This is a genomic window from Archangium gephyra (assembly GCF_049060025.1).
Taxonomy (GTDB): domain Bacteria; phylum Myxococcota; class Myxococcia; order Myxococcales; family Myxococcaceae; genus Archangium; species Archangium gephyra_A.
The window spans coordinates 4,167,500-4,180,060 of record NZ_JBMEQQ010000002.1 but is presented as its reverse complement, the minus strand read 5'-3'; the positions used below and the strand labels follow the sequence as shown (position 1 = coordinate 4,180,060).

The following is a 12,561-nucleotide window of genomic DNA, read 5'->3' as shown; positions in this document are numbered from 1 at the left end:
CCTCTTCTGGCTGTTCAACCTGCTGTCGGCGGTCACCGGCGTCGGGAGCGGCCCGAGCGAGCTTCCGCCCCAGTTCTACAGCGACCCGAACCTGGCGCCGTTCCGGGAAGCTCCTCGAGGGGATGATGCGCTCCCAGGCCGAGGGCCCGGGCGTGGGGAGCATCCTCTTCAGCTTGCTGGGGGTGGGGCTGGGAGGGCTGATCGCCTTCGGCGGCCTGCAGATGACGAAGCTCAGGATGTACGGCCTGGCCATCGCCGCCTCCATCGTCGCGACGATTCCGTGCTTCTCCTGCTGCTGCTGCGTCATCGGCCTGCCGGTGGGCATCTGGGCCCTGGTGGTGCTGAGCCGGCAGGAAGTGCGGAACGCCTTCCACTGAGGTGAAGGGCGCGTTTCACGAGGGCCCGGGTAGACAGCGCCCGGGCCTTCCACGGCCGAGCCGGGGGCTCAGGCCACCTTCATGCCCTTGGGGATGACGACCACGCCGTCCGGGGTGACGTGGAAGCGGCGGCGGTCCTCCTCCAGGTCGTACCCGATGGTCATTCCCGGGGGGATCTCCACGTTCTTGTCGATGATGGCGCGGCGGATGCGGCAGCGCCGCCCGATGGTGACGTTCTCGAAGAGGATGGAGTCCTGCACCTCGGAGAACGAGTTGACGCGCACCTTGGGGGAGAGCACCGAGCGGTGCACATGGCCGCCGGAGATGATGCAGCCCTCGCTCACCAGCGAGTCCGTGGAGTTGCCCACGCGGTTGTGCTCCCGGTCGGCGAAGACGAACTTGGCCGGCGGGAAGTTGTTGGGCTGGGTGTAGATGGGCCAGCGGTCGTTGTAGAGGTTGAAGATGGGGTCCACCTCCACCAGGTCCATGTTGGACTGGTAGTAGGTGTCGATGTTCCCCACATCCCGCCAGTAGCCGCGCTCCTTCTCCTCCTGGCCGACGATGGCGTTCTGCGCGAAGTCGTACACGTACACCGGCTCGCGCTTGTAGAGCTCGCTGATGATGGACTTGCCGAAGTCGTGGGCGCTGGCCTCGTCCGCGGCGTCGCGCACCACCTCCTTCACCAGCAGGTCGGTGGAGAAGAGGTAGTTGCCCATGGAGGCCAGGCACATCTTCGGGTTGCCAGGCATGGGGGGCGGGTTCTTGGGCTTCTCCACGAAGCCCTTCATCCGCCCGTCCGGGCCCACGTCGATGATGCCGAAGTCCTTGCCCTCCTCGAGGGGGACCGGGATGGCGGCCACCGTGCAGGCGGCCTTCCGGGAGACGTGGAAGTCCAGCATCTGCTGGCAGTCCATCCGGTAGACGTGGTCCGCCCCGAAGACGAAGATCTGGTCCGGCTCCTCGTCGGTGATGATGTTGAGGTTCTGGTAGATGGCGTCGACGCTGCCCTTGTACCAGTCCATGCCGGTCCGCATCTGGGCGGGGACGGTCTCCACGTAGTGTCCGAGGAAGGCCGACATCCTCCAGGCCCGGGACAGGTGCTTGTTGAGCGAGTCGCTCTTGTACTGCGTCAGCACCTTCACCCGGTAGATGCCCGAGTTGGCGAAGTTGGACAGCACGAAATCGATGATGCGGTAGCGCCCGCCGAAGGGCACCGCGGGCTTGGCGCGTTCACGAGTGAGGGGTTCCAGCCGGGTTCCGGCGCCCCCTGCGAGGATCATTGCCAGCAGTTTGGCCATATGACCGGGCACGTTACCCCCGGTTCCGAGCCCTTCAAGGCCGTTGGAGGGGCATCGTTGAGTAGCCAAACCGGGGGGGAGGGCCGGGCCCTCGTGGCTTCCACCGGGCAAGCCGTGCTATGTCTTCTAATCGATGGCTGGCGACGAAACCCGAGTAACCAAGATCTCCTCGATCAAGGAACTGGCGACCCCCGTCGAGGCGGAATGCTGCATCGTCCAGATCCATGGGCCGGAGCTGGGGAAGAAGTACGCGCTCCAGGAAACCGAGTTCACCATCGGGCGGGAAGAGGGCAACCACATCGTGGTGGACCTCGACAACGTGTCTCGCAGACACGCGATGATCATCCGCAAGCAGGGGCGGATGCTGGTGAAGGACCTGGGCTCCACCAACGGCACCTACCTGAACGATCAGGAGGTGACGCAGGAGACGGCGCTGCGCAGCGGCGATCTCATCAAGGTGGGCGGCTCCATCTTCAAGTTCCTCACCGGTGACAACGTGGAGCTGCAGTACCACGAGACCATCTACACGCTGACGATCGTGGACGGGCTCACCGGGGTGAACAACAAGCGTTACTTCCTCGAGTACCTGGAGAGGGAGATGGGGCGGTGCCACCGCTACGGGCGCCCCCTGACGCTGATGATGTTCGACATCGACTTCTTCAAGAAGATCAACGACGTGCACGGGCACCTGGCGGGGGACTACGTGCTGCGCGAGCTGTCGCAGACCATCAAGCGGATGGTGCGCAAGGAGCAGTGCTTCGCGCGCTACGGCGGCGAGGAGTTCGCGCTGGTGGTGCCCGAGGACGGCCTGGAGAAGGCGCGCATCTTCGCGGAGAAGATCCGCCAGACGATCGAGAAGAAGCAGTTCGTCTTCGAGAACCAGGAGATTCCGGTCACCCTGTCGTTGGGGGTGGCGGACATGACGCCGGACATGGTGGAGCCGCTGCAGTTCATCAAGGTGGCGGACGCGAACCTGTACAAGGCGAAGAAGACGGGCCGCAACCGGGTGGTCTGGTAGCCCCGTCAACCCAACCGCCCCTTCCTCCCTCTCCGCCGACTCCTCCCTCTCCCCTCGGGAGAGGGTTGGGGTGAGGGTGCCTGTCCCTGTCCTTCAACCCGTGAGCCGGAGTGGGGGCGCGGGTTTCAACCCGAGTTCACCCGAAACCCTCACCCCGTCCCTCTCCCGGAGGGAGAGGGGAAATTGGGGGAAAGGGGCGCTGGTGACTTCGCTCAGGTCCCCTCGCGCAGCTCCTCGAGCCGGCCCTTGGTGCCCGGCAGGTGGCCCGGGGCCATCCGCGTGTACAGGTACTGCACCGTGTCGTGCAGCGTCTCGTGGACGTCCCGTGCCTTGAAGCCCAGCTCGCGCTCGGCCTTCGAGGCGTCCAGCCAGAACCAGTGCTCGCCGATGTCCACTTCCTGCGGATCCAACGTGGGCTTCGTCCCACGCCACTTCGCCACCTGCTCCAGCACCTTCGCCCCGAGCACGTTCACCTGTGAGGGCAGCTTCAGCCGCGGTGCCTTCACGCCCGACAGGCGCTCCAGCCGCTCGAAGAAGTCCGGCATGGACAGGTTCACGCCCATCAGGTGGCGCCCGTACACCTCGCCCCGCGTCAGCGCGTTCACGAACGCATCCGCCGCGTCGCGCACGTCCACGAAGGACATGCCGCCCCCCGGCATGGCGGGAATCTCGCCCTGCAGGAACTTCATCACCGTCCACGTGGAGCTCAGCCGGTCATCCCCCGGGCCCATCAGCAGGCTGGGGTTGAGCACCACCAGGGGAATCGCGTGCTGGCGGCAGTACTCCAGCGCGAGCTTCTCCTCGTAGATTTTCGACAGGTAGTACGGCCAGCGCCCCACCACCTCGATGGGGTAGCCGTCGTCCTCCGTGCCCACGCGCTCCTCCTTGGACACGGCGATGGTGCCCGAGGTGGAGGCGAGGATGACGCGCTGGACGCCGGACTCGCGCACGTCGCGCAGCAGCTCGCGCGTGGAGTCCACGTGCAGCTCGTACATGCGCCGCGCGTCCTTGTCCTGGAAGGAGACGAGCCCCGCCAGGTGGTAGACGGCCTGCACGCCCTCGAGCGCCCGCCGCACCACCTCGCGGTTCTTCAGGTCTCCCTGGACGTACTCCGCCTTCTCCAACCCCGGGCCCGCCGGCTTGGAGCGGCCGATGATGCGCACCTCATGGCCCGCGGCGACCAGCCGCGGCACCAGGTGCGCGCCCAGGAAACCAGTACCTCCGGTGACGAGCAGCTTCACGACTCACCCCCTCCCGAGGACAGCGCGCGGCGCTGATCCTCGACCGTCGCCGATTCATCGAAGCTCAGCACCCGGCCGGCGGCCAGGGCCTGGATGGAGTCCTCCGCCAGCCGCGTGGCGTAGCGGTAGCTCTCCGAGCGCGCCATGCCCTGCGTCTTGGTGCGCAGCATCTCGTACGTCAGCGCGGGGCCGATGTGGGCCTCCAGCTCGCGCGACTTGGGCACCATGCGGCCCTTGGGCAGCGCCTCGAAGGCGCCCTTCAGGTAGATGGGCAGCACGTCCACCCCGTAGGTGAGTGCCAGGTAGCCCAGCGTGGGCTTGAACTCGAGCAGCTCGCCCGTCACCGAGCGCGTGCCCTCGGGGAAGATGAGCAGGTTGAAGCCCTGGCGCAGCGCATTGCCGGCCAGCCGCAGCGACTCGCGCAGCGAGCCGTGCCGGTCCATCGGGATGAGGTCCGTGAAGTTCTCGAAGTACGCGCGCTTGAGCGGCGTATCGAAGAAGTAGTCACGGGCCGCCAGCGTGGTGAGCCGCTCCCCCTGCTCGCCGAGCACCACCTTCACGAGCCCCATGTCCAGGTGGCTCGTGTGGTTGGCGATGACGAGGAAGTTGCGGTTCATCGGGATGAAGGGCTTGCCCGTCACCTTCACGTCGAAGAGGCCGCCGAAGATCGCCTGCTGGCCCAGCCGCACCAGTTGCCGGCCCACGGTGATGACGGGCTCCGGCACGGGAATCTCCGTCTCCTCGGCCTTCTCCGTCTCGCGGCTGATGTCCTTGGCGCGCGTCTCCACGGCGGGGCGGCGGCCGCTGGACACCACCAGCTTGCGCAGGTCGTCCACCGTCTGCACGTGCGTCAAATCGTTCACTGCGGGCAGCGGCACGCCGGCCTGCTCCAGGGCCACCGACAGCTCGGTGAGCATCAGCGAGTCCAGGCCCAGGTCCACCGAGAGCCGGGCGTCGGGGCGGATGTCGGAGAGGGGCTTGCTCACCACCTCGGCGATGAGCGGGTAGAGCCAGTCGGACACGCCGCCGGTGCTCTGCTGCACCTTCTCGCGGGCCTTCTCGCCCGAGGAGGCCAGCTTCTCCAGGCGCTTGAGCTCCTCCACCACCACCTTGCGCTTCACCTTGCGCGAGGAGGTGCGCGGCAGCTCGCCGTCCCAGAAGCGCAGCACCTTCACGCGGCGGTAGAAGGGCATCTCCTGGCCCGTCTTGCGGAAGTGCTCCTCCAGCTCGCGGCGCACCTCTTCACGAGGCCGGTCCTTGTAGTCCGGCACGCACAGGCAGGCCACCTTCTCCCCGCCCGCCTCGTCCGGCAGGCCGACGATGGACAGCTCCTTGATGTGCTCGTGGGGGGCGTACGTGTCCTCGAGCTCGTCCGGGTACACGTTCTTCCCGTTGGCGTCGATGATGACGTCCTTCTTGCGGCCCACCAGGTACAGGCGGCCCTCGGCGTCCAGGCGCCCCAGGTCTCCCGTGTAGAGCCAGCCCTCCTTGAGGACGGCCTCGGTGGCCTCCTTGTCGCCGAAGTAGCCGGCCATGACGTTGGGGCCGCGGGCGAGCACCTCGCCGATGCCCTCGTTGTCCGGCTCCAGAATCTTCAGCTCCACGCCCGGCAGCGCCTTGCCCACCGTGCCCGGCAGACGCTTGTTGACGTTCGTCTCGGACACCGTGAGCACCGGGGAGGCCTCGGTGAGGCCATAGCCCTCGATGATGTTGAAGCCGAGCTGGTGGAAGGCCTTGTGCACGTCGTCCGGCAGCGCCGAGCCTCCGGACACGAGGAACTTGATCTTCCCGCCGAACTTGCGGTGCACCGGCCAGAAGAGCAGCTTGCCCAGGTTGAGGCTGCTGCGGTTGCGCAGCTCGCCGTGCGCCGACATGAGCGTCTTGAGCGCCTGCTCCACCATGGGCGGCCGGCTGGCCATCTCCTGCGTCACCTTGCGGTGCAGGAGCTGCCAGAGCGCGGGCACGCCGATCATCGCCGTCACGCGGCCCGACTCCCACACCTCGCCCAGCCGGTCCGAGGTGCAGCTCGTCGATGTACGTAATCTCCGTGCCGCGCGAGAAGGGCGTGAGGAAGCCGGCGGAGAACTCGAAGGTGTGGTGCAGCGGGAGCACGGAGAGGACGGAGTCCCCCATGCCCACGTTGAAGGCGCCGGCCAGCTTCGCGATGAGGGAGGCGAAGTTGCGGTGGGTGAGCATCACGCCCTTGGGCGTGCCCGTGGTGCCCGAGGTGAAGATGAGGCTGGCCACGTCGTCCGGGGCGGCCGTGCGGCGCACCGGCCCGATGTTGTCCGGGTACGCCGGGTCTCCACTCATCGCCTCGGCCATGCTGGCCATGCGCGTGGACAGGCCCGCTGCGGTGAGCGAGGCCTCCAGGCCCGGCAGATCCTTCGCGGCCTCCTCGGTGAGCAGCAGCACCTTCGCCTCGGCGCGCCGGGCGATGTTGATGATCTCCGTCTCGGTGAGGCTCGGGTCCACGGGGACGGCGGCGCCGCCCGCGCGCAGAATGCCGAAGTAGGAGACGGGCCACTCGGGCCGGTTCTCGCCCAGGAGCATCACCCGGTCGCCGCGCTTGACGCCTTCCTTCATCAGGAAGCTGCCCACGCGGTTGGCGTAGCGGTTCACCTCGCCATAGGTGAGGCGCTCCTCCTTCTCGTCCGCGGCGTAGCGGAAGGCCACCCGGTGGCGCCACGCGTTGACGCTCGCCTCGAGCATCTCCAGCAGGTCGCGGTGCGCGGGGATGACGGTGCGCTTCTTCGTCTCCTCCTCCAGGCCGGGGAACACCCACTTCTCCAGGCCGGGCAGGTGGGTGTCGAGGAAGTAGACGCGCCAGTCGATGTGCTCCGGGGCCCAGGGAATGCGGACCCGGTCATGGTGGGCCATGCGCGCGTACACCGAGCGGGTGTTGTCGCAGCGGAAGACGTAGCGGTTGTCGTAGAGGAAGGGGAGGAAGAGCTCGATGAGGCCTGCCAGGCTCAGGGCCTGGTTCTCCACCTCGTCCAGCGTCTCCTTGGCCTTCTCCAGCGCGGCCTGCACGCGGGGGGCACCCCAGGCCGGCTTCACCTCGTCGATGACCTGCCGCAGGAAGCGCGCGCCCTTGACGAACATGGGGGCGCTGAGGTTCTCGAAGACCGCGCGGCTCACCGGCACGGGCTCGATGCGTGAGCGCACCTCGTTCATCAGCGCGTTGCCCGAGTCCTTGTTGCGGTAGTAGCGGCGCCGGTACAGGCCCACCAGCTCGATGGAGCGGCTGGCGTAGAAGGGGTTCACGTCACCCGAGGCCAGGTTGTAGACGCGCCGCTCCTCCACCTGCATGCAGTGCGCGGTGATGCCGATGGTGGCGCCGGCCACGTGGTCCACCGGGATGATGTCCAGGATGGCCTTGTCCCCGGCGGGGATGTTGCGGTGGCCCTTGATGCCGGCGAAGGCCAGCGGCGCCGAGGTGGTGAAGCCCTCGTTCCACCCGGGGAAGGGGAAGTGCTGGGCGGACTCGACGATGGAGGGCCGGACGATGGCGTAGCGCAGGCCCGGCGTCTTGGCCATCACCTGCTCGCCCAGGCTCTTGGTGTACGTGTACGTGTTGGGCCAGCCCCAGTGCTGCGCGCGCTCCATGCCGGCGCGGACCAGCTCGCCGGTGAGCCACAGCTTGCGCTCGCGGCCCATGGCCAGCCGCAGCGTCTTCTCGTCCGTGGCGTCGCGGCCCTCCTGCTCCAGCCGGTCCAACGCCTTCTTGCGGAAGATGGACGCCAGCGCCTTGTCATCCGCCTGCTCGCGCAGCCGGGCGACGATCTTCTCCGCGTCCACCAGCTCCTGCTCGAGGCTGAAGTCGCGCCCGTCCATGTCCTCGCGGCGCGGGAAGTAGCCCACCACCTCCTCGTCCTCGAAGACGAGCCCGCTGCGGTTGCCCGCCACGAAGGCCGTGGACATGTGGATGAGGGGCACGTTCCACTTGAGCGCCAGCTCCACCGTGTACTTCACGCCGTGGGTGTTGACGTTGAGGCCCACCTCCAGCGACGGGTTGAAGGACACCAGGCCCGCGCAGTTGATGATGGCGTGCACCTTGCCGGTGAGCTCATCCGCCTGCTCCCGGGTGAGGCCCATGAGCGGATCGGTGATGTCGCCGTCGAGCACCTCCACCTTGCGGCGGATGAACTCGATCGCGCCCTCATCGCCATAGGTGTCGCGCAGCGGCTGGAAGGGCTCGCTGGTGGCCACCTTGTCGTAGAAGCGCCGCTCGGCGGACGGGGCACTGCCCTTGCGCACCAGCACATAGAGCTTGTCCAGCGTCTCGCCGTAGCGCGACAGGAGCATGGACAGGGTGACCTTGCCCACGAAGCCGGTGGAGCCCGCGAACAGCAGGCGCTTGCCGGTGAAGACCTCGGTGACGTTCAGCTCGGAAACACTCATCGTGGGGAGCCCAGGGGGGTTACTTCACGTCGACCATGACGGTGGGGGCGATGCGCAGCAGGCTGATGCTGGCCGAGCGGCCCATGAAGCCGCGCGCCTCCTCGATGGCCTCGGTGAGGGTGTCGGTACGGTCCCAGCCGAGCAGGGCCGGGACGTGGTTGTTCTCTCCACCCGCGAGGATGACCTTGCCCACGTGCTGACGGCCGTTCTCGCCCCAGTACCACATGTAGAGCGGGTGCACGCCGTGGTACGCGTTGCCCTTGCGGTACAGGTGCACGTAGCTGGGGTTCTCCGCGAACTCGCGCTCGTACTTCTGCTCGATCTGCACGGCGTCGCGCGTCTCGGGCAGCACGCGGTTGAAGAACTCGATGTAGCTGGGGTGCTGGACCGGATCGAACTCGTCGAAGGCCGGGTGGGTGAGGATGAGCACGCCGCCCTTCTTCACCAGGGGCACGCCGCGGTTGAGGTTGAAGAAGTAGCCCAATCCCATCACCTGCACGAGCAGGGGGTTGAGCATGGAGTTGACGCTGTAGGGCGAGATGAACGGGATGGGGAAGATGACGATGTCGCTCTGTCCCTGCACCGGCACCACGTACTGCTGCCAGCTCTTCTCCAGCGTCTTGGCGTGGGTGGGCTCGGTGGCTCCGGCGAACACGCCCGTCACGTCATAGGGCGCGGGGATGGAGTTGAGCACCTTGCGCGCCGCCGCCCGCGGCATCTTCGAGAGCGCGTAGCGCATGGCCTGGAACTTCAGCCGGTCTCCCTCGGTGTAGTCCTCCTCCTTCTTGTGGAGGAAGTCCACGCCGGGGCCGAACATGCGGTTGTTCAGCGCCGTCTCGATGTGGAACACCTTGAGGTGCTTGTCGATGGCCCGGCCGATGCGCTCGTTGCGCTTGTACAGCTCGCTGTGACCCGGCTCCATGTAGCTCTTGGACTCGCGGATCGTCTTCGGGTTGTGGTGCGCCCGGAGGCTGGCGTAGTTGGCCACGCCGGTGCCCATGGACTTGTGCCCGCCGTTCATCGGCACGAAGTTCACGTTCACGTAGATGATGAGATCGCTCTCGGCCACGCGCCGGTTGACGGCCACCACGTGCGAGCCGCACGGCGTGCGCTCCAGCTCCACCATGCCGTCGGGGTCCTCGGCGTCATGGTTGTAGTAGCGGTCCGGGTAGAAGGCGTCGTGGATCTTCTGGCCCACCATGCGCCGCATCTCGCCTTCCGTCATGCGGCGGTGCAGGGCGTTGGCGATGATGAGGTGGACGTCATCCACGCCCGAATCGGCGCACAGCTCCAGCACCACCTCGAGGATGGACTGGCGCACGTCCGGCGTCGCCATGGGCGGCAGCGGCACGGAGATGTCGTCGATGACGCAGGTGAGCTTCATCCCCGGCCGGAGCAGGGCGTGCAGCGGCTCCATGCCCTCGGGGTGGTTGATGGCCCAGCGGATGGCGGCCTTGACATTGGGGACGCCAGCCAGGGGCGGCCGGGGGAAGATGACCCGGGTGCCCACGGGCAGGTCCTCGAGGAGGAAGTTCTCCCCGTAGAAGAGCGCCCGCGGGGGGCTGCCCTTCTCGGTGATGACCACCTGGCTTTCCTCGTCGTAGAGCTTCTGGAGCGTCTTGAGCGGGCGCATGTCGAACGGAGCTTTCGGTTACTTGAGGTCGAGGATGGGCCAGTTGTAGGCCCGGGCGATGGAACGCAGGCGCATGTCCGGGTTGACGGCCGTGGGGCGGCCCACCACGGACAACATGGCGTAATCGGAGGAGCTGTCGGAGTAGCCGTGGCACTGGTCCAGCGCCAGACCCTCCCGGACACAGTAGGAGCGGATGGCGTTGGCCTTGTTGGCCCCCTCGATGATGGGGGGGATGACCTTGCCGGTGGCCTTGCCGCCCACGAACTGCATCTTGTTGGCGATCATGTCGTCGGCGCCCAGGTAGCGGGCCAGCGGGCGCATGCTGAAGTCCAGCGCTCCGGTGACGAGCACGATGCGGCAGCCGACGCGGCGCGCCTGGTCGATGAGGTCGCGCGTCTGCTCGTAGATGGCCGGCTTGAGGACGTCCTCGAACATGTCCTCGGCCACGGAGATGAGGCGGTCCTCGGACATGCCGGCGTAGTAGCGGTAGAAGAACTCGTTGAACGTCTTGCGGTCCAACGCATCCATGGCCGCGAACAGGGGCACGCTGGCGGCGGTGGCCAGGGTCCTCCCGGCGATGCCCAGGAGGGAGCCCCGGTTCATGGCGTAGTAGGCGTAGACGTGGACGACGTTGGTTTTGATCAACGTCCCGTCGACATCGTAGAAGGCGGCTTTCGCGGGCATGGGCAAGGCGGGCTTCCTGACACCGGAGTCCGGCGTGTGTCAACCGCGCGATAGGGGGCGGAATTCGCTGAAACGCGGTGGCCCTGGTGCGTAGTCCGCTACGCGGTGCTCCGAGGGCGATGGAGCCGCCGGGCTGGCGCACGCATCCATGCCCGCTTCAGCCGCGCCGCGCCGCTGCACTCGTTGTCGATGTCAACGGGTACAGTTGTCTTTATCCTACATGACGCGAAGCCTTCACTTCAGGTGGGAGGCGCTTGCTCCAGGCGCTCGAAGAGGGTGCGGGCTCGCGCGATTGCCTCCACGGGGTTGAGCGCGAGGTACCAGTAGCGCTCCAGCTCGATGGCGCCCTGGCGCAGCTGCATCACGCCCTGCGTCTTGTGCTCGGCGATGGCCCAGTCGACCACGATGTTGTAGTCGAGCCGGTCGCGGAACCCGAACTTGCGCGTGCGGTCGAACGCGAACACGGCACCCGGGCGCACGTCCGCGAGCGGGTGGCCCGGCACGCCGGTGTACGCGAAGCCCTCGGCCTCCGGGATGGGGAAGCCCTGGCGGTTCTGCTCGGCCACCTCGCGGCTGCGGGTGTGCCCGGTGGCGCCGAGCACCAGCGGCCGCTCGTGCGGGGCCAGTCCGGCCACCACCTCCAGCGCGAGCAGGGCCGCGTCGCGGTGGTGGGCGTGCGTCTGGGGCAGCGGCAGCATCACGAAGGCGAAGTCGTACCGGCCCTGGAGCAACCGCTCGCGCAGCCGGCGCCGGATGAGCTCCGTGTCCCAGCCCTCGCCCACCGCGGCGTCCGCGGCCAGCGTGTAGCCAGGGTCTGGCTGGTCCAGGAAGAAGCACTCGCGCAGCCCGAGGATGCGGGCCGCGGCCCGGAGCTCCTGCTCGCGGATGCGCGGCAGGTGGACGCGCGCCACTTCCGGATCCGTGAGCTTCAATCCATACAGGGGCTCGGCCAGGGTGGAGGTCCGGTAGCCTCCCTCGCCGCGGGTGAACACGATCAGGTCCACCTGCGCGCCGAGCGAGCGGGAGAGCTTGTACACGGCGCCGCCGAAGAGCGTCTCGTCGTCCGGGTGGGCCGTGACCAGGAGGATCCGCGGTGGTGCCTCCACCGGGCCGGGGGGAGCGGAAGGAGGAGCGTGCACCCGGCGAGGAGACAAGAGCCCTCCGGTGGGGTCAAGCGGCACGCATCCTTCGCTCGAGCTCCAGACGCTCCGGAACACGTTGGACGAGGTCTTCCGCGCGGTGGGCGCAGTGTTCTCGACTGGACTCCGGGACGCGTGACACAGGCCGCTACAGGTCTTCGCGAGCGCTCGCTCCGAGGGCGCGTGTGTTCAACAACGAGGGCTTTCCTTGAGAAAACACTCTTCCCTTCCGAGGGAGAAACACTATTTTCCCCTCGGCCCTCAGAGGGAAAAATGCAGCGGAGGGCTGATTTTCGGCCTCGGGCGTGTTACGACGCGCCCGACGGCTCAGGGTGTGAACAAGCCGTGCAACGCCCCCGGACACTCGAACAGGGGGAGGAGATCCGAACGAAATGGCCGCCAAGAAGACCACCGCCGCGAAGAAGGCTCCTGCCGCGAAGAAGGCTCCCGCCGCCAAGAAGACCGCTGCCGCGGGTGGCAAGCGCAAGCCGAACGCTGCGTTCATGAAGGAGATGACGCCGTCCGCCGCTCTGGCGGAGATCGTCGGTAACAAGCCGATTCCCCGCACCCAGGTCGTCAGCAAGATCTGGGACTACATCAAGAAGAACAACCTCCAGGACGCGAAGAACAAGCGGCAGATCAACGCCGATGACAAGCTCAAGCCCATCTTCGGTGGCAAGAAGTCCGTCACCATGTTCGAGATGACGGCGCTGGTGAACAAGAACCTCACCTGAGCCACACCCCCGGATGTACCGGTCGCTGTCCCC

General features: G+C 67.2%; 8 protein-coding genes and 1 pseudogene. 3 read left to right on the top strand and 6 right to left on the bottom strand.

Annotated features, from left to right (window positions below):
• The first annotated feature begins 122 nt into the window (after positions 1 to 122).
• Positions 123 to 377: a hypothetical protein gene (locus tag ACN28I_RS18155; RefSeq protein WP_420943251.1), complete on the top strand. Its 255-nt coding sequence runs from the start codon at positions 123 to 125 to the stop codon at positions 375 to 377.
• A gap of 68 nt (positions 378 to 445) precedes the next feature.
• Here ACN28I_RS18155 and glgC read toward each other — a convergent pair whose 3' ends face one another.
• Entirely contained in the window at positions 446 to 1,675 is a 1,230-nt protein-coding gene (glgC, locus tag ACN28I_RS18150) for a glucose-1-phosphate adenylyltransferase (RefSeq protein ID WP_420943250.1), read from the bottom strand.
• Between the two features lie 133 nt (positions 1,676 to 1,808).
• Here glgC and ACN28I_RS18145 point away from each other — a divergent pair, with 133 nt between their 5' ends.
• The gene (locus ACN28I_RS18145; protein WP_047856001.1) at positions 1,809 to 2,693 is read left to right on the top strand and encodes a GGDEF domain-containing protein; all 885 of its coding nucleotides are present in this window, start codon (positions 1,809 to 1,811) and stop codon (positions 2,691 to 2,693) included.
• A gap of 212 nt (positions 2,694 to 2,905) precedes the next feature.
• On the opposite strand, the gene ACN28I_RS18140 is transcribed toward ACN28I_RS18145, so the two are convergent.
• The 5 genes and pseudogenes from ACN28I_RS18140 to ACN28I_RS18120 form a co-directional block, all read right to left on the bottom strand.
• Positions 2,906 to 3,934, bottom strand: a complete 1,029-nt coding sequence (locus ACN28I_RS18140; RefSeq protein ID WP_420943249.1) for an NAD-dependent epimerase/dehydratase family protein — start codon at positions 3,932 to 3,934, stop codon at positions 2,906 to 2,908.
• Positions 3,931 to 8,338 (bottom strand): annotated as a pseudogene (locus ACN28I_RS18135) (AMP-binding protein). Before ACN28I_RS18135 ends, ACN28I_RS18140 begins: the two are co-directional and overlap by 4 nt.
• Positions 8,339 to 8,357: 19 nt before the next feature.
• Positions 8,358 to 9,971 carry a lactate racemase domain-containing protein gene (locus ACN28I_RS18130; RefSeq protein WP_420943248.1) on the bottom strand — a complete coding sequence of 538 codons (1,614 nt, stop codon included), beginning with the start codon at positions 9,969 to 9,971 and terminating at the stop codon, positions 8,358 to 8,360.
• A gap of 18 nt (positions 9,972 to 9,989) precedes the next feature.
• Positions 9,990 to 10,655 carry an HAD family hydrolase gene (locus tag ACN28I_RS18125; protein WP_420943247.1) on the bottom strand — a complete coding sequence of 222 codons (666 nt, stop codon included), beginning with the start codon at positions 10,653 to 10,655 and terminating at the stop codon, positions 9,990 to 9,992.
• A 239-nt stretch (positions 10,656 to 10,894) separates the two neighbouring features.
• On the bottom strand, positions 10,895 to 11,809 hold the full coding sequence (locus tag ACN28I_RS18120) for a PIG-L family deacetylase (protein WP_420943246.1): 915 nt from the start codon (positions 11,807 to 11,809) through the stop codon (positions 10,895 to 10,897).
• 377 nt (positions 11,810 to 12,186) lie between these two features.
• Here ACN28I_RS18120 and ACN28I_RS18115 point away from each other — a divergent pair, with 377 nt between their 5' ends.
• Positions 12,187 to 12,528: an SWIB/MDM2 domain-containing protein gene (locus ACN28I_RS18115; RefSeq protein ID WP_375771593.1), complete on the top strand. Its 342-nt coding sequence runs from the start codon at positions 12,187 to 12,189 to the stop codon at positions 12,526 to 12,528.
• Positions 12,529 to 12,561 lie beyond the last annotated feature (33 nt).